The sequence below is a fragment of the Sediminibacterium sp. FW305-C-61 genome, from assembly GCF_058231065.1.
Genome location: NZ_JBIQXR010000001.1, coordinates 621,537 through 639,652, shown reverse-complemented (window position 1 = coordinate 639,652; position 18,116 = coordinate 621,537). Strand labels below are relative to the sequence as shown.

General features: G+C 41.1%; 9 protein-coding genes. 1 reads left to right on the top strand and 8 read right to left on the bottom strand.

The features are described from left to right. Positions 1–48 precede the first annotated feature (48 nt). From ACH30E_RS02660 to ACH30E_RS02630, 7 genes are all read right to left on the bottom strand, one after another. The gene (locus ACH30E_RS02660) at positions 49–1,095 is read right to left on the bottom strand and encodes an alpha/beta hydrolase (RefSeq protein WP_490823557.1); all 1,047 of its coding nucleotides are present in this window, start codon (positions 1,093–1,095) and stop codon (positions 49–51) included. Further along, on the bottom strand, positions 1,067–3,007 hold the full coding sequence (locus ACH30E_RS02655; protein WP_490823556.1) for a glycoside hydrolase family 97 protein: 1,941 nt from the start codon (positions 3,005–3,007) through the stop codon (positions 1,067–1,069). Before ACH30E_RS02655 ends, ACH30E_RS02660 begins: the two co-directional genes overlap by 29 nt. Before the next feature lie 9 nt (positions 3,008–3,016). Further along, positions 3,017–5,125, bottom strand: coding sequence for a thioredoxin domain-containing protein (locus ACH30E_RS02650; protein WP_490823555.1), 2,109 nt, complete (start codon positions 5,123–5,125; stop codon positions 3,017–3,019). 5 nt (positions 5,126–5,130) lie between these two features. Further along, complete coding sequence (locus ACH30E_RS02645) at positions 5,131–8,472, bottom strand: VCBS repeat-containing protein (RefSeq protein ID WP_490823554.1); 3,342 nt, start codon at positions 8,470–8,472, stop codon at positions 5,131–5,133. Between the two features lie 13 nt (positions 8,473–8,485). Beyond that, positions 8,486–9,943 carry a vanadium-dependent haloperoxidase gene (locus ACH30E_RS02640; RefSeq protein ID WP_490823553.1) on the bottom strand — a complete coding sequence of 486 codons (1,458 nt, stop codon included), beginning with the start codon at positions 9,941–9,943 and terminating at the stop codon, positions 8,486–8,488. Positions 9,944–10,234: 291 nt separating this feature from the next. After that, the gene (locus ACH30E_RS02635; protein ID WP_294988890.1) at positions 10,235–12,022 is read right to left on the bottom strand and encodes a RagB/SusD family nutrient uptake outer membrane protein; all 1,788 of its coding nucleotides are present in this window, start codon (positions 12,020–12,022) and stop codon (positions 10,235–10,237) included. Positions 12,023–12,040: 18 nt separating this feature from the next. Further along, positions 12,041–15,196, bottom strand: a complete 3,156-nt coding sequence (locus ACH30E_RS02630; RefSeq protein WP_294988893.1) for a SusC/RagA family TonB-linked outer membrane protein — start codon at positions 15,194–15,196, stop codon at positions 12,041–12,043. Between the two features lie 1,049 nt (positions 15,197–16,245). Between ACH30E_RS02630 and ACH30E_RS02625 the strand changes: the two genes are divergently transcribed. Next, entirely contained in the window at positions 16,246–17,286 is a 1,041-nt protein-coding gene (locus ACH30E_RS02625; RefSeq protein ID WP_490823552.1) for a LacI family DNA-binding transcriptional regulator, read from the top strand. Between the two features lie 55 nt (positions 17,287–17,341). Here the strand turns inward: ACH30E_RS02625 and ACH30E_RS02620 are convergent, their stop codons facing one another. Beyond that, complete coding sequence (locus tag ACH30E_RS02620; RefSeq protein ID WP_490823551.1) at positions 17,342–18,112, bottom strand: GLPGLI family protein; 771 nt, start codon at positions 18,110–18,112, stop codon at positions 17,342–17,344. Positions 18,113–18,116 lie beyond the last annotated feature (4 nt).

The following is an 18,116-nucleotide window of genomic DNA, read 5'->3' as shown; positions in this document are numbered from 1 at the left end:
TTAAGTGTGTTCGTTGTTTTTATAGGTATTAAGTTTTTTATAGCCTGTTTAATTCGACATAGGTTTTGGTTTGATCCAGTTGTTGTTTTTCAACCATAAAAAAAGCGGGTCAACCCAATCCTTTTGTCTAAAAATAAATCCATGCCCACCCTTTTGGTATAGATGCATTTCAACGGGTATCCCATTTTCCTGTAATGCTTCATAGTAGCGAATACTATTACGCACATCTACCAACTTGTCGTCAGATGCATGTGTTATATAGGCAGGTGGCGATTGCTTGGTTACCTGTAATTCGTTTGAAAACAAATTCCTTGTTTCATTGGTACTATTGGCTCCCAATAAATTTTTTCTTGAATCAGGATGTGTCAATGCATCCTGCATACTAATAACCGGATATACCAGTATTTGAAAATCAGGCCGTACACTGGTGTTTTTTGAGTCTTTAATCTGCGGTTTATCAAAATGTGTAGCAACAGTTGAAGCAAGGTGGCCACCAGCAGAGAAACCCATGATACCAATTTTTCCAGGGTCTATACCCCATTCTGCTGCCCGCTCTCTCACAAGTTTTATAGCCTGCTGTGCATCTTGTAAAGGACCAACCGATTTATCCTGCATTAATGCATTATCCGGTAAACGGTATTTTAGAACAAATGCAGTGATTCCTTTTTGCTGAAATGCTTTCGCCATTGTTACCCCTTCTCCATCATAAACAAGCACGGCATAGCTGCCTCCCGGGCAAATAATTACTGCTGTACCAGATGCTATTTCTTTTTCGGGCAAATAAGCTTCAAGTGTTGGGTTGGTTACATTACGAAATAGCCCACCATCTTTAGTTTCTGTTTTATTATTAGCTATTGATCCGGGTATTGAACCAGAGTAGATATTTATTATTTCCTGTGCTTTTATAACAATGGGGTTCATGCATATAAAAACAAAAATGGCCATTGCGGCAGCGGGTTTTATCCTGCACTGTACAACTGATAATTCACCCATTGCACTTGCAATCGATTGCACATAGCGGGTAAAAAAAAGGTGGCTGTTTTTATGCATAACTGTTACAGGTATTTTATTGTATGATGATAATAAAGCCATCATTCGCTTTGAGTGAAATATTTACTTGCCCTGATGCCAAACTAAGCTCCTTCGATTGGAAGGATGTTTCTGTCTGGTTGGTATCTCCTGTGCAGATTAATGTTGCTTTTTTATTTTTCAGGAAGGAAAGATCAAGGCTTAGGTCTTTTGTTTTATTCTCTCCATTTATACCTGCGATATACCATTTAGTTCCTGCCTTTCTGGCTACCACATAATGCTGACCTGGGTATCCGTCTATAAACTTTACATCGTCCCAGTTATTTGGTAACTGACGCAGGAAATCTTGGATGTTTGCAGGTACATGTTCCATTCCATCCGGACTCTCCGCATAATGCTGTATGCCAGACAGGAATAATACTGCGGTTGCCAGCTCAAATACCGGTGTGGTTACTTTCCTGATCCTTGGAATTTTATAGAGATTCATCGGGGTAAAATCCATCGGATCAAATGCATTCCTTACCATGGCACTCATGACGGCATGAGCAGGATACATATTTGCATCTCGCTGGTTAAAAGTGATCATTTCATAACCGAGTACCGCTTCAGCGGTCATAAGGTTGGGGTAAGTTCTATGCAATCCCCTTGGTAATGTGGCCCCGTGGAAATTTACCAGTAATTTAAAGCTGGCTGCGTCTTCAAGTATATCCTGGTAATAATTGATCATTGATTGTCCGTCGCCGGAAAAGAAATCAACTTTAATACCCTTTATACCCATTTGCTGAAGCTTGCTGAATTCTTTTACACGACTTTCATGCGTGAGTAATTTATCTTTCGGCGTAAATTTTACAGTATTCCATGAGCCTGCTGAGTTATACCATACAAGCAATCCAACATTTCTTTCCTTGGCATATTTTGCCAGTATCGCTGCAGAATCGTAACCAATCAGTTTATCCCACATTGCATCCATAAGGCAATATTGCCATTTCATATCAGCAGCAAAATCAATGTACTTTTTCTGTACGTTGAATACGGTTGAATCGTCCTTCTTAATTATCCAGCTCCATGATGCTTTGCCTGGCTTAATAAAGGATGGATCCATTTTTTTTGCAGGGAATGCCAGATCGGTACCAAGTGTTGATTCAGTTACTGTTTTTAAGTCCCCGATTACCAAAATGCGCCAGGGTGTTTTCCATGGCAGTGATGATTCAGGATTGAGTGTGGGTACGCCATTGGTAAATACTTCCGGTGTTTGTGGAAAGTTTATTTTGTATTCGTTGTTGATTGAGAACTGTTGTAAAGCGGTTCCACAATAAGTTCTACCCAATGCGGCTTCAGTAAGCATGATCCAAACATCATCATACCTGAATAATGCCGGATATACCCATCCATTTTTCCCAGGAGATGCAGTACCTGTTGCAATATCCATCATATAATGAGCCTCGTAAGATGGGTTGGTATGTTCGAACCCTGTTTGTGCTTCCGTTTTAGGTTGCAACCAGGCCCTTGTTCCATTAAAAAAATGAAAACTGGTTGCTTCTGTATCTATTTTCTTTACCGTTTTGTCTTTCTCAGGAAACTCATATTGAAATGCCACCCCATCATTCGATACCTGAAATACAAGGTTCATTTTCTTACCACCTTCCGTCTCTAATGCAATGATGCTTTTTGTGGCAACATAAAGCATACTTCTTTTTTTTGCGTTAAGCATGCTATACTTGTCTTGTATCTGTACAGGAGCTGAAGCTTTAATGAATCGTATTTTACGGGTAAAATTTTCGTCGCTTCGTACCAGTCCCAATTTTGAACGTTCCATCACTGCCCGACCCTTATAAAACACCTGGTAGCTGATGGAATCATCAATAGTACAAGACACTGCAATTGTTTTATCTGGACTTGCAATGCTTACTTCTTTTTTTTGGGCAACACAGAACAGCGATGAAGAGCATAAAACAATTATAGCGCTTAACTTTTTCATGTATCCTTTTTATTTATTCGGTTTTATTTGATCAACAGCTTTAGGCACTTCTTCTTCAGGTCGTTTACACACTTTATTACTGCATACATATATCAGTGTTTTACCAAGCACTTGTTTTTGTTGTAACAATGGCAATTTTTCATCCGCCACACTTCCGATGATAATACTGGTAGGCAAATAATATTCCTGTAAAGAGCGGTTTTGTATCAAGGCATTTTTTCCTGTAATGGCTACCTCATAACTATTTGCGGCAAAAAAGCCACTTATGATGGCCCATTGAAGGTGGTATCTCGACATTTGTTTTACCCTTTCAAATACTGCAGCCGACATTCGGTTGCTTTGGTTTACATAGTCTTCCAGGTCGTAAACTGTACCAATGGTATACAATACTTTTGCCATTACCGCATTTGCCGATGGAAGATCGTCGTCTGTGAGTGGTGTTTTTTGCATGACCAGATTGGTCTTGGCAGGATCAGCATAATGGAAATAATCGTTTTGTGAATTGCGCAAATTAGTTACAGCATATTCTGTAATTTTTTTTGCGGCGTCAATCCATTTTTGCTCAAAACTCACTTCATATAAACGGATAAAAGCGGTGGCTGTCCACGCATAATCATCCAGAAATCCATCAATCGTTGCTTTACCGTCTTTGTAAATGCGTTTGAGTGAACCATCCTTTCCAAGCATATTTGTTTCAATAAATCCGGCACAGATCTTTGCTTTTTTAAGATAGTCCTCATTACCTGTTGCTGCATAAGCATCCGCATATCCCTTTATCAGGATTGCATTCCAGGCAGTTACTATTTTAGTATCTACTGTTGGTTTTTTTCTATCGCCTCTTGCTATTATTAATTTTCTTTTTGCATTAGACAGATAGTTTTTAAAATCTTCAATCAGCATATTGTTGCGAAGTGCAAATGCTGATGCTGATAAACTTGTATAGAGTATGTTTTTCTTTTCTTTCCAGTTTCCGTTTTCTTTGACATTGTAATAGTCAAAAAACAACTGATAATTGGAGCCGAGTATTGATTTTAATTCTTCCACTGTCCATACATAATATTCCCCTTCTCCTTTTTCCGAGTCTGCGTTTATAGAACTGTAATAGCCGCCACCGATTGCCAGAAAAGTTTTTTCAACAAATTCAATCGTCTCTGCAATCACGTCTTTATAGGCAGGATCTTTAATCAGTTGGTAAGCATGTGCATACAGACTGATTAACTGACCATTATCGTAGAGCATTTTTTCGAAGTGAGGTATTCTCCATAAGCTATCGGTAGTATATCGTGCAAAGCCTCCTCCTATTTGGTCGTATATACCACCCATGGCCATTCTGTTCAGCATGGTTCTTGCAGCTTCCAATGCTTTCTGTTCGCCGGTAACATAAAAATGCTGCAATAAGAATTCAGCTAATACCGGTGTAGGAAATTTTTGAATCCCTTTCAATCCTCCATGGCGCAAATCTAGTGCAGCATAAACGCTGTCGAAAATTTGGTTGTATTGTGTCTTACTGTTTTTAATGGCGTTAGTGGCAGCGGTATCAATTAACCTAAACTCGTCTGTTTTCATGCCATTCAGTAAGGCATTCGCCTGGGTTATTACCAGTTGTTGTTTTGTGTTATAGGTGTTGCTGATACTTTGGAGTAAGCTCTTCCAGCTTTTATTGGTATAATAAGTTCCTGCAAAAAAAGGTTTGCCGTCTGGCAAGGCAAATGCATTCAAGGGCCAGCCTGCATTACCAGATATTAGTTGTAATGCATTCATATAGATATTGTCTATATCTGGCCTTTCTTCCCGATCTACTTTTATACAAACAAATTTTTCATTCATGATCCTTGCTACAGCGGTATCCATGAATGATTCTTTCTCCATAACATGGCACCAGTGGCAGGATGCATAGCCAATACTGATGAGCAGGGGCTTATTTTCATTCTTAGCTTTTGCCAAAGCTTCCTCACCCCATTCATACCAGTCTACAGGATTATCTGCATGCTCCTGTAAATAAGGACTTGAGGCGTATTGCAACCTGTTTTTCTTTGCTGAACAGGATACCAATAAAATAGTGAGCAACAGAAAGCTGCTGTACAAGACAGAAGTAGTAAAGTAATTCCGCTTAAACATATTCTTTACCTCGTTGAAAAAATCCTTAAACGATCATTATTCGCAGTCACCAAAACTCCCCAACCTGTATTTGTTTTAATGAGTTGCAGGTCTTTAACATTATACGGCGCAAAAAATCCACTCTCCAATGGTTTTTTTGACATGAAGTTCATGTTTCCATCTCCTTTCAGGAATAAGCCAGGTGATGCATCAGCTGGCGTTGTTTCTACTTCCACATCAAATTTATTTCCAGCCAGCAGGATGTCTTTTTTACCATCTCCGTCAAAATCTTTTACAATAAAACCATTCACCGTTGAAAGCTGCGCTTCTATGGGCAATCGTTTAGGAGTAAACTTCCCTTTATCATTTGTAAATACCACCGTTGAGAACAGATGTGTTTTATAATGCAATGCTGTTTTCATTTCTGCCTCTCCTAAAATGCCGGTGAGGTCGCTTTCTGCAAAGGAGAGATAAGTAGGAAATTTCTGCGCAATCATCGGGCACTGTTGCGATGTACATTCTCTTCCCCTGATGGGCACTATAGTATTATCGCTCAGGTGGCGGGCAAGGAATATATCATTGGTGCCATTGCCATCAAAGTCTTTGGCCCAAACTTCAAATGGTTTTTGTGCCGATGCTTTAAACTTATAATTTTCGCCCAGGTTACCAGCCAGTAAATCCACATCTCCGTCACCGTCTATATCATCTGCTACCAGTTTGTTCCACCATCCTTCTGTTTCACCAAAACCATAACCGGCAGACTGGTCTTTTAACTTACCGCTTTTATACGCAAATACTTTTATGGGCATCCATTCGCCAGCTAATACAAGTTCCTGTTTTTTATCGCCATCAAGGTCGGCCCATAATGCAGATTTTACCATACCAATTCTACTTAGTTCTGGAGCAACATCATTGGTGCGATCTACAAAAGTTCCTTTTTCATTTACAAGTACATAGCTCTGCGGCGCTTGAGGATATTTATGTGGAAGCACTTCACCACCTCTGAAAATATCGAGGTCGCCATCACCATCCATATCGGCAACCGCAATACATGAACCACTACTGGCAGTTACTGGCAATGACTGGCTCGACCTTGCAAAGTTGCCCTTGCCATCATTCAGGTATAGCCTGTCCTGGTACATCGGCGACCCCTCATCAAACTCACTTCCCCCGCTTACCACATACAAATCCATATCGCCATCTTTGTCGGCATCAAAAAACATGGCTCCCATGTCTTCAAATTTTTTGTCTGCCTCGAATGCCGGTATCGACTTTGCAATAAATTTTCCTTGTTGTTGCAGGTATAAACTACCCGACTGGTCCTTAGCGCCTCCTACATAAAAATCATCTTGTCCATCACCATTGATATCACCAGTTGTAACAAATGGCCCGCTTCTGCTGAATTCGTGTGGCAGCAATACCTGGTCTACGTATTCATCGTATTTATTCTCTTTGTGCTCAAATGGTGTGCTTAATAATTGATTGCTTGTTTCGGCAAATAATGGTGCATAAGCAGCCATATGGTTGATGCCTGAAACTGCTGCTTTATATTCCGCTTTAACTACCTGATTGATGCCAGGTTTTTGAATGGTATTCGATTTTCCGTCGGGCCATATCACCACTATACTGTCAACCGCTGTTGTTTTACCGAGTCCGAAATGCACTGCCGGTTCATTGGTTGACAAATAGCCCCTAACGAGTTTTTGCTGGAAGAACTGTTGCAATTTTCCATCCTGGTACAGTGCCACTTTTGCACCGATGCCATCTCTGTTTTTATCTGGCCCTTCTAATTTTATACGGAGAAAATTGTTTTTGTTGTTTACCACATTTTCAAACAAATCAGATTCACCATCTAGGTTATTTACCACAAGATCGAGGTCGCCATCATTATCAAAATCTGCTACGGCTGCACCATTGGAGAATGTGCTGTCTTTAAAACCCCATGCTTCAGATACATTTTCAAATTGCAGTTCGCCTTTATTTTTAAACAGGTAATTACGCGCTTTAATGGGTGTATAAATTTCCATGTACTCTTTAAAGCCTTTGGTAAACATTTCTTCTGATGAAGTATACTTATGTGCATTGGCCTGTATATACATATCCTGCTTCTGCTGCAGGTCGCCATCAAATAAATCGCGGCGATAGCCATTGGCCACAAAAATGTCGCGGTTACCATCGTTATCGAAGTCTGCTGCGATGGTAGACCAGCTCCATTCTGTTTTTGAGATACCTGCCATTTGAGAGATATCGCTGAAGAATCCGTTACCATGGTTCAGGTGCAGGGCATTGTGCATGTACTGTTTTTGGAAGCCGCTGTCTACAATGGCCCAGAAACCTTCCACATCCATACGTGGCATGGATACTTTTGAACGCTTATAGTTTTCCGGTAACATCTCCATTACGAGTATATCTTCCAGTCCGTCATTATTGATATCTGCGATATCTGCACCCATGGAGAACAAGGAGAGGTGATTGGTCATTGACTTCACTTCATCTTTGAATGTGCCGTTTTTCTGGTTGATGTAGATATAGTCGTTGTCAGCATAATCGTTCGAAACAAAAATATCTGTATAACCATCGCTGTTAAGGTCTGCAGTAACTACCGACAATGCATAACCGAAATTGTGGTTAATGCCTGCCTGCTTACCTATTTCTACAAATTTACCATTGTCGTTTCTGAATAATTTATCCCTTGCATCATCTGGTGGATTTCTTTTTCCTGCAACCATTTGAGAGAGTCCTAAATAAAAATCTTTCGGGCGACTGGTCAGGTACATATCCAGGTCGTTATCGTTATCCATATCGAAAAAAGATGCATGGATAGAATAACCAGCATCATCGAGGCCATATTGTTTTGCTTCGTCTTTGAAAGTGAGGTCACCCTGGTTTATAAAAAGCTGGTTTCTTCTTTCTGCTGCTGTTTCTTTGGTTGTACCACCTTTACAAACATAAATATCCAACCAGCCATCGTTATTGATGTCTATTAGTGAGACGCCATTATCCCAGCCGGTAGTACCTTCTACACCTGCCGATTTACTGATATCGGCAAATTTCATATTGCCTTTATTAAGGTAGAGTTTATTGGCTACTTCATTGCCCGTGAAATAAATGTCCATCAGGCCGTCGTTATTAAAATCTCCGGTAGCTACACCTGCGCCATTGTACACATACGCGAATGTGTCGAAATAATTTCGCTCATAATTTTCGTCAATACGGTTACTGAATGAAATACCACTTTCAGTACTGTTTACTTTTCTGAATACGGCATCTTCTTTTTTTACTGTTTCCGTTTTACATCCTGGTAAAAGGGTTATGATAAAAAAAGCGCTAAACATAACCGATAAGGCTAAAGCAATTTTTCTGGACATACGCTAATTTTTTCTATGCTGGTTTCCCGGTGATATGATAGAGGTATTTCTTCCATACTGCGTGTGCAACATTTCGGCCTAATTTTAATCCTTCTATATTTTCACACTGTATATGATATCCGCCCAATACCCGCGATATACCTGCCATTTCAGCGGTTGCGGTGAATGTAGGGAACTGAAGGGTAACTTCTTTTCCTACATGATCTGGTTCTGTCATTTCTCCCGGAATTCTTTTTACAGCCACTCCGAAAGTATCTGCTCCGGTATACAATTTAAGTATTTCGGCACAAGCGCCGCTTATGGTGCTATGTCCGGATACATAACTCGGAAAAGGCGGGCATAAAAATGTTTCCGGAGAATAAGGGCGCCATTCCTGGCCAAGCATGTCGATCATGCCTTTTCCCGGGCCTCCCCATCCTTTAATTTTTTTGTCTTTATAGTAATAATGCACCAGAGAATAAGGTCGTGCATAATCATATTCCATTTTAGTATCCCAGCAGGCAATAAAACCATCCATAGCGGCTGCTTCTACGGCAAAATACATTTTTACATCTTCATCTAAAGTATGTTGATCGCGTACAGAAACATCCTGGGCAAATATGAGCCAGTGTCCGGCCTGTTGAACTGATCTTGGACCATCGCGCATAAATTCAACCAATGCTTTTTGGCTATCGCTAAGGTTAGCCTGCAGCATTACTACTTCTTCAATTTCTTTGGCGAGTTGTTCAGATCCGATGGCGGGTGGTGCAATGCTTCTGAATTGGCTGGCTGAGTCTATCAACAGTGGTTTTACCTTTCCCCAATGTGGTGTAAGGCAGCCGGGGGCAAATTTTCCTCCTTTACCGTCTGCAAAATATTTAGGTTGCCAGCGTTTGATATCACGTAAAGTGTCTGCGCTATTTTTGGGGGCATAGCCGGTATAATCGGCATAGGTATTTCCGTTTGAACCTGCCATGGTTCCCAGTTGGTTTGAGCCATCGGCTAACCTGGCTTCGATAATGGTTTTGGCAGCGAGATTACCAATGCCTTCTGGTGTAGAAGGGTCAAGTGAATTGTTATCGGGATCAAGGCCCAGGTCTTCCATCTTCTTTCGCAGCATTGCTTCATCTGAGAAAAAATAAGTGAGCATGCTTCTGTAGGCAGCATAGCTGATGGCAATTTCTTTGTTGGCGAGGGTTCTTTCTTTTTCGGGTACACGTTCAACCTGTGTCAGGTAAACGGGAATGGCTGTATTGTCATACCTCGACCATGCATCGAATACAGCAGTTTGAATGAGGGCCAGCATACGGGATGTTACGGTTGGCCTTGGTCTGAATTTTTCGGTATCGTTGGCTGTGGCTTCGAGGGCTGTTTTTGCCCATTTATAAGCGATGTTCTGGTTTCCTTTTGGCTCATCACTTTGTTTATTTCCGCAACTAAGAGAGAAGAAAACGGAGAGAACGGTTACTATGGCTAATGCATATTTTTTCATGCAAATACAATTCAAAACAATTACAGAAAGAATGATAAGAGACTCATTGGGTTATAAGAGCCTGTTTAAGATATAATCTACTAGTTTATTATGAGCTATTTTCGAGCGAACCAAGGCGAATTTTGCAGCCATAGTCTAAACGCCTAAGGCGAAAAATTCAACGAAGGTGCAGCCGAAAAGAGCCATAAGAAACTAGTAGATTATATCTTAAACAGGCTCTAAAGCTAATAAAACCGGGGACTTATTTATGGGTCCCCGGTTTAAACAATCACGCTTCATTCAAATATTTAATTAATATCCGGTATTCTGCGGGTATTTAGGTCCTTCTGTTACCAGATCGATCTGCGATTGCGGTATCGGTCTTAACATATTAAACGGTTGTACACCAGCAGCTGCTTCGGTATTGTGTAGTTGAACCCTTTCCACCAGTTTTTTGGTACGGGCAAGATCCCACCAGCGGCAGTCTTCTGCATAAAGTTCGCGGCTTCTTTCATCCAGGAGGAAGTCGAGCGTAACCTGTGCAGCAGTAATCTGCTGTGCCACAACAGCTGCAGCGTATTCAGCAGGAGTTTGTCCGGCTTTCAATGCTGCCCTTGTTCTCAGTACATTGATCATATTTGCTGCATCCTGTAATGTTGCACCACCTCTTAGAGCTGCTTCTGCGGCTATCAGGTATACTTCAGAAAAACGGAAGAGTATGTATGGTCTGTCTGAGTAGTCGTTCATGTGACCTCTTGTAGAGTCATCGAATTTGCGAACGCTTGGGAACAGTGCTGCGGTATATTTTACAGTAGATCCAGGGAGGTGATCAGGCTCAAGGATAACTCCTTTAAACCTGGCACGCTCTGCAGGTGTTACCACTCTGTCGGCCATCCAGATAGAAGTATCTACGCCATTGATCAATACACCACGTGGTGTAGTAGCTCCTGTTGTTCCGGTTGCAGATTCAGGAGTAGAATTTGATAACCAAACTGTTTGGAAAGTACCTTCATAACGTGAGTCTGTAGCTCTGTTTGCAAATGCTACATCCATTACGTATTTGGTATTTGGTCTGAGACGCACGAATGGACGACCATTTCTTGTATCACGAACGGTTACGTTTGCGCCACCACCAGCTGGGAAGTTGGCATTCAGTGTAGGATAGTTAGGTCTCCAGAAGAAGTTTGCCTTGTTTTCACTGAAGCTGGTAGCACCTGCACCTACTGCAGAGTTCTGACCGAATTTCAGGTCTTTGGTATGGTCAATAACCATTAATACTTCTGAACTGTATTCATTTCCTTCTCTGAATACATTACCGAAATAAGGTAACAGGTCTAAACCATAAGTTGCCTTGTTATCGATGATACTTTTAGAGATGGTATATGCCTGCTGATAGTCGTTCGCTTGTGCAGCAGCAGACCAGCCTCTCCATAAATAGGTTTTAGCGAGCAGGAATAATGCAGTTGATTTAGTAGCGGGTTTACCTGTACCAGGTGCTGGTACATTTGGTAAATCGGCAGATGCTTCTGTAAAGTCTTTGATGATTTGTGCATACAAATCAGCAAGTGGTGCAGGAGCATCGGCTGCAGAAGCTGTAGTACTAAAGGTTGTGTGCAATGGCACCTGACCAAAAGTAGTTACGAGGTAGAAATAACAGAAACCGCGCAGGAATTTAGCCTGTGCCAATAACTGTGTTTTTGTTGCAGCAGGAATATTGGCATTGGCACCATATTCCAGTACCCCGTTGGCGGTATTGATATCAATAAACAAAGTATTCCAGAAACCTTCGTAGTTATTGGTATTACTTCTGATAACCGGGTTATTGTAAACAAACCAGTGTACAGCTCCGTTGTCTACGGAACCACCGCGTAAACTTTCATCAGTTCCGCTGTTGAATAACTGGGTCCAGATCTGAGTGGCCCACTGACCTCTGAAACTGGAATAGATACCCGCTATCGCGCCCTGAATACCATCATTGGTACTAAAGAACGAGGGAGTAAATCCTGTTCTGGGTTGTTCCTCCAGTAGCTTTTTACAACCGCTGGCAGTAAAAAGTACGATGCCAAGGAAAAGGCTGTATTTTAATATTTTATGTCTCATTAAATTAAATTTTAGCAATTAAAATTTCACATTGATACCGAAAATAATCTGACGTGTTGGAGGAACACCCATACCAACAGTGATAGCACGACCAGCAACAGCAGTTGCACCACCACCTTGTGTTCCTACAGCATTACCATTACCATTACCCTCTGGATCAATACCCAGACCATCTCTTACAAGTGGAGCCCATAAGATGAATGGATTCTGTGCTGATACATAAGCTCTCAAAGAAGTGATACCAGTTTTTGCCAGCAGTTTACTTGAGAAATTATAACCAAGATCAATAGTTCTGATTTTGATGAATGAACCATCTCTGTAAGTAAGGGTAGAAGTAAATGGAAGACCATCTACAGCAGCATCAGGCTGAGGGAAATCGTTGGTTGCATTTCTTGGTGTCCAGTAGTCAACTTTTTGTTGGTTCACACGGCTATTCAGGAAGAATGGATAACCTGCGCCACCACCATCAGCAGACAAATAAGTAGCAACTACTGTTTGACCGAAACGACCAAACATAACGATGTTCAGATCAAAGTTTTTGTATTCAAAACGGTTCGTTAAACCCGCAACAAGTGTTGGTTGGAAATTACCTACTACACTTCTGTCAGCGGCTGTGATAGCATTGTCTTTGTTCCTGTCTTCAATTTTGATATCACCTGGTTTTGCACCATATACAGCTGCCTGAGTGGCTTCGCTGGTTTGCCAGATACCTAATTTTTTGTAGTCAAAAATTACGGTAACAGGGTAACCAACAAACCAACCATTACCTAAATCCTGTGAAAGGTTATTCTGTAATGCATCGATACGCTCTCTGTTAAAGAACATGTTCAGGTCAGAAGTCCAAGTAAAGCCTGTTCTGCTCTTAATGTTCACACTGCTTAAAGAGAACTCCATACCATAAGATGAAGTACGTCCGGCATTGGTTAAGATTGAGTTGGTACCATTACTACGTGGCAACTGACGTTGTAAGAGGATATCTGTTGTTTTTGTATTATAGTATTCAATAGAACCACTCAAACGATTTTTAAACAATGAGAAATCAACCCCGATATTTAAACCTGCTGTTTTTTCCCAGGTAAGGTTCGGGTTAGGACTTGTATTGATTGAATAACCATTTACATAGTTCGTTCCGATATTGGTTCCTTGTCCGAAATTGTAGAAGCTGGTTCCTAAACTACCCAGGGTAGTATAAGGGTTGATACCGGCATTTGAGCTGATACCATAACCTGCTCTTAATTTCAGGCTTGAAACAAACTTCACATTCTCCATGAATTTCTCTTTGTCAATATTCCAACCTGCAGAAACGGCGGGATAAGTTACCCACTGGTTTCCTGGAGAAAGTACAGAAGCTCCATCTGTTCTAACGGTAGCGGTGATGCTATACTTATTATCGAAAGTATAGATAGCACGACCCATATAACCAATTACAGCAGACTCACTGAAGTTACCACCTTGTGGTGTAACAGTATTAACCTGCTGCCAGTTATAGTCTTGCATGAAGTCTGCAGGTACACCAACACCATTAAATTGTTGTGCCCTGAAATGGTTCTTCTGAACTTCCTGTAAGGCAAGTACCTGTAATTTATGTTTGGTACCGATGTTTTTGTTGTACTCTAATGAGTTGTTCAACGTGTACTGCCATCCTTCTGAGTTAGCAGTGCTTAAGCCAGCGTTTGCTACGTTGGTGTTAACATTGAATACGGTATTTGGACCAGTATAGTTGCTGTTGAATGTCTGTGACCAACCAAAACCGAATGTTGATTTAAATTTCAGGTCTTTGATGATACCCACTTCTGCATAAAAATTATGCTGAACCTGGTATCTGCGCTGAAATGCTTTGATGAGGTCGTTGTTACCTATAGAGGTAAGTGGGTTGATCTGCTGATCATCCACACCCTGGCTTGAAGCCGGACGGAAATTCAGCGTACCATCATCATTATATGGTTTGAACAATGGTCCGAGTCTTGTACCCGCACCATATGCGTTTGTTCCAAGTCTGTTTGATCTTAATAAAGTATTGAAACTGGTAAAACCAACTTTAAGGCGATCAGATACTTTATGATCGATATTTACATTGAATGAGAAACGCTCCAATTTCTGATCGGTAATAATACCAGTTTCCTGATAATAACCCATACCAAAGAAATATTGCGTTCTATCATTACCACCTCTAACATTAAGGTCGTGACTGGTTCTTAAACCAGTGGTAAGTAAAAGTTTCTGCCAGTCTGTGCTTACACCTGCTGCGAGGTTTGTTTGTTCAATCGGGCGAAGTGCATAGAGGTTGGCACCAGCAGTGGTTGAATTACCTTCAGCGGCATCTGCCTTGAACTGGGCATATTCAGCACCATTGAATAAACGGTAAGTATTAATAGCGCTTACCACACCTACATAACCATTATAGGTTGTTTCTGGTTTTCTGGAAGAGCTACCACGTTTGGTAGTAACGATGATTACACCGTTCGCACCACGAGAACCGTAGATAGCAGTTGCAGATGCATCTTTTAAGATATCTACACTGGCAATGTTTTCCGGGTTCAGGTCGTTTACGCTACCGCCGTAAACCATTCCGTCTACTACGATCAATGGGTTATTATTACCTGTAATTGAACGGTTACCACGAATTCTGATTTCACCACCTGCGCCGATTTGTGAGCTATTGCTTACAATATCAACACCTGCAGCGCGTCCTTGCAACTGGTTAAAGATGTTTGGCGCTTTGATTTCGTTGAGGGTTTCACTTTTAATGGTGATGGTTGAACCGGTAACATCTTTTTTCTTCTGTGTACCGTAACCAATTACCACTACTTCACCGAGGTCGTCGGTGATACTGGTAAGGCTTACATTCACTGTATTACTACTACCGACCGTTATTTCGCGGGGGGCATAGTTAACACTAGAAACTACCAGTACGGCACCACGTGCTGCGGCAATACTATAATTACCTGCATTGTCGGTGGTGGTACCGGTGTTGGTGCCTTTAACCTGTACGGAAGCACCTGATAAAGGCTCGCCGGAAGCATTTGTTACACGGCCGCGCACAGTGTTTGTCTGTGCAAGCGCATTGTCGGATATGCTAAGCAATCCCAACAATATCACTCCAGACAGCACCCATGCTTTAACCCGAAACAAGCTCTGTAAGATTTGTTTTGTTTTGTTTAGAGGCTTTTTCATATTTAATTATCGCTTTGAGAAGTATACATAATTATAGATAGGTTGTGTTGAGTAGCCAGAAAGCTATCCATCCCTAATGTTGAACTTAAAAGGATGCCTGTCGCGGATAGAAAAGAGACAGGATTGCAGTACCGCTGAGGTATTGGTATGATGAAGTAAGTAAGGTTGGGGAAACAGAACTGCCCGGCCATCGTGCATATAGACGCGCACGATGCATGGAAGAGAAAGTGGCAAGTTCATTCTATTCATCATATAGCAGCAATTGGTCGTAGAACTTTGTTTGACAAAGTTTTTATGCAATCCGTTGCACAAGTGTAAAAAAAACAATTATTCTGGTGCTGATTGCCTTTTCAGGCTATCCCCAGCTTATCCGGCACACTGCATACTTTCGTATGTATTGGCTTTTGAAATGCAGTGTGGATAAGGGTTTCACAGCTCTTTTACCACTATTGCTTCGGAATTGCGCTTGATTTTCGTTTGACTAATGTAAACAAATTTTTAATAAAAATGCAATCGCTTGCATAAATTTCTAAAAAAATTGCTTTTTAGCCCATTTTCGCCCACCCATCATACCCGGGATTCGAAAATTTCTCATCAGTCAAGCGCCACTTAGAACCAGGCCAGCCGTATAATTCGGATTATGCGCACTACCAAACCTACCCAGGCTCCTGCTCCAGTCAAAAGTTGACTATCGTTTTACCATTTGAAGATGAAGACAAGACTGTTTTAGGACCAAAACGAATTAATTATGCCCACTCTTTGCATATTTTAACCCTGCTCACGCTTATAATAACCCATTAATCTCTCTGGTACTTCCTTTAGGCTACATTATCCCACCTCAAGCGTGTTGATTTATGAAATCGGTGGAATATATTCTGGATTAATTTTGCGATCCGGTTGACAATTGGATGACTAAACCAACTGATTTTTGTTCGAAATGATCGCTTTGCAAAATTTTTAAACCCGCAATTCATATGCCCGTGAACACTTTATGATTGATTTCTTTGTAAATTGTATTTAATATAAAAAGCCCTCGCAACCGATTGCAAATGAAGCCTAAAAAAGAGACTACGATCTATGATATAGCGGCACACCTTAACCTCTCATCAGCCACGGTGAGCCGCGGATTACAAGATCATCCCGCTATTAATAAGAATACCAAGAAACGCATCCAGGTTGCCGCCAAAGAACTCGGTTACCGACATAATAATTTCGCCAGCAACCTCCGCAAACAAAAAACCAATACCATTGGTATCATGATGCATGAGTTGAACAGTAACTTCATGTCTTCTGTACTTGCCGGTATTGAAAAGATTACTACAGAAGCCGGATATGATATCATCATTGCACACTCTTCAGAAAGCTATGAGAAAGAAGCAGCCAATGCCATGAACCTTTTTCATAAAAGGGTCGACGGACTAATCGCTTCTCTCTCCTTCAATACAAAGAACCTCGAACATTTTGAACCCTTTAATGAAAAAGGTATTCCCATCGTATTTTTTGACCGTGTGGAGGAACAAAGTGAGAATACCAAGGTAATTATTGATAACCAGAAATGTGGTTACCAGGCAACCGAGCACCTGATTGAACAGGGTTGTAAAAGAATTGTACTCGTAACCGCCAACCTTCAGCGAAATGTATATGCCCAGCGCCATAAAGGTTATGCAGATGCACTAAAAGACCACCATATCCCATACGATAAAAGCCTTGTACTCATTAAAGACCTTAGTGAACAAGGTGGCAGAGAGGCCGCCATGGAAATCCTGAAAATGAAACCATTACCGGACGGTGCATTTATTACCAACGATTTCTCCGCTGCTGTTTGCATGAAAACACTCAAAGAAAATGGCATCCGTATTCCGGAAGATATTGCCATCGTAGGTTTTAACAACGATGCCATTAGTAAAATTGTAGAACCACAACTTACCACCATTCATTACCCCGGTATCGATGTAGGAGAAATTGCCGCACGTAACCTGATTAACCACCTGAAAGGGGTTTCTAATTTAAAACATACACAAACTATTGTGGTGAGGTCGGAATTGGTGATCCGGAAATCGTCTTTGAAAAAAGGTTTGAAGAAAAATTAGTGTTGTTGATTAGGCTACTAACAACGGCAGTATCGGCTATGTTGTGAATCTATACTTATAAAAAGTACCCAGAAGCGAATACTTGTTTCGCAAATGCTTCCGGATCAGCTATGCCAAGTTCTGTTGCCATTTTTTTCAGTTTGGCTTTTTGCTCCTCTTTCGTTAGTCGTTTTCCCTTGGTTGTTGGAGGCGCTACTTCCGACTCATCTACTTCCGCAAGTTCAATTTTAGTGGCAGTCCATACGGAACTAAGTCTGGGTATTGCCAACTGCAAAATCATCCCGGGCAAGCCAGAAAAACCTTCTGGTCCACCTTTTATTACCAACTCTTCCGCATAAAAAGCAACTACATACAGTGTATCGAAAATGCGTCCTATCGCTTTGCGGCAATTATATCCGGCAATACTCCTTGTTTCCTGCTCAATTTTCCATTGAACAGGAGATATGCTGTCTTCAAGGATTAGTGTTTCCTGAATTATTTGTTTTTTAACCACACGCTCACCTTTACCATAATGACTGTACATGATGTTTGGGGTTTTACCAAAACTCACATCTTGCCCATCCATCTCTTCCGATAAACGTGTTTCTTCTTTTCCAGCCTTATATAATGCCCTTTCTCCAGAAAATGTTAACTCAAAAAAAGAAGTTACTGATTCCGGGAATACCATTCCATTCGGTAATTGAGCATTAGAACGTGCGAACTGCTTTCGTATGTTATCTTTTTTTTCATAAAAAATTTTTCCTTTTGTAACAAAATCCTGGGCACAAATTGTGTTACCCGCTAGTAGCAGTATAACAAAAGTTAGTAAGCGATATTTTAATTTCATATTC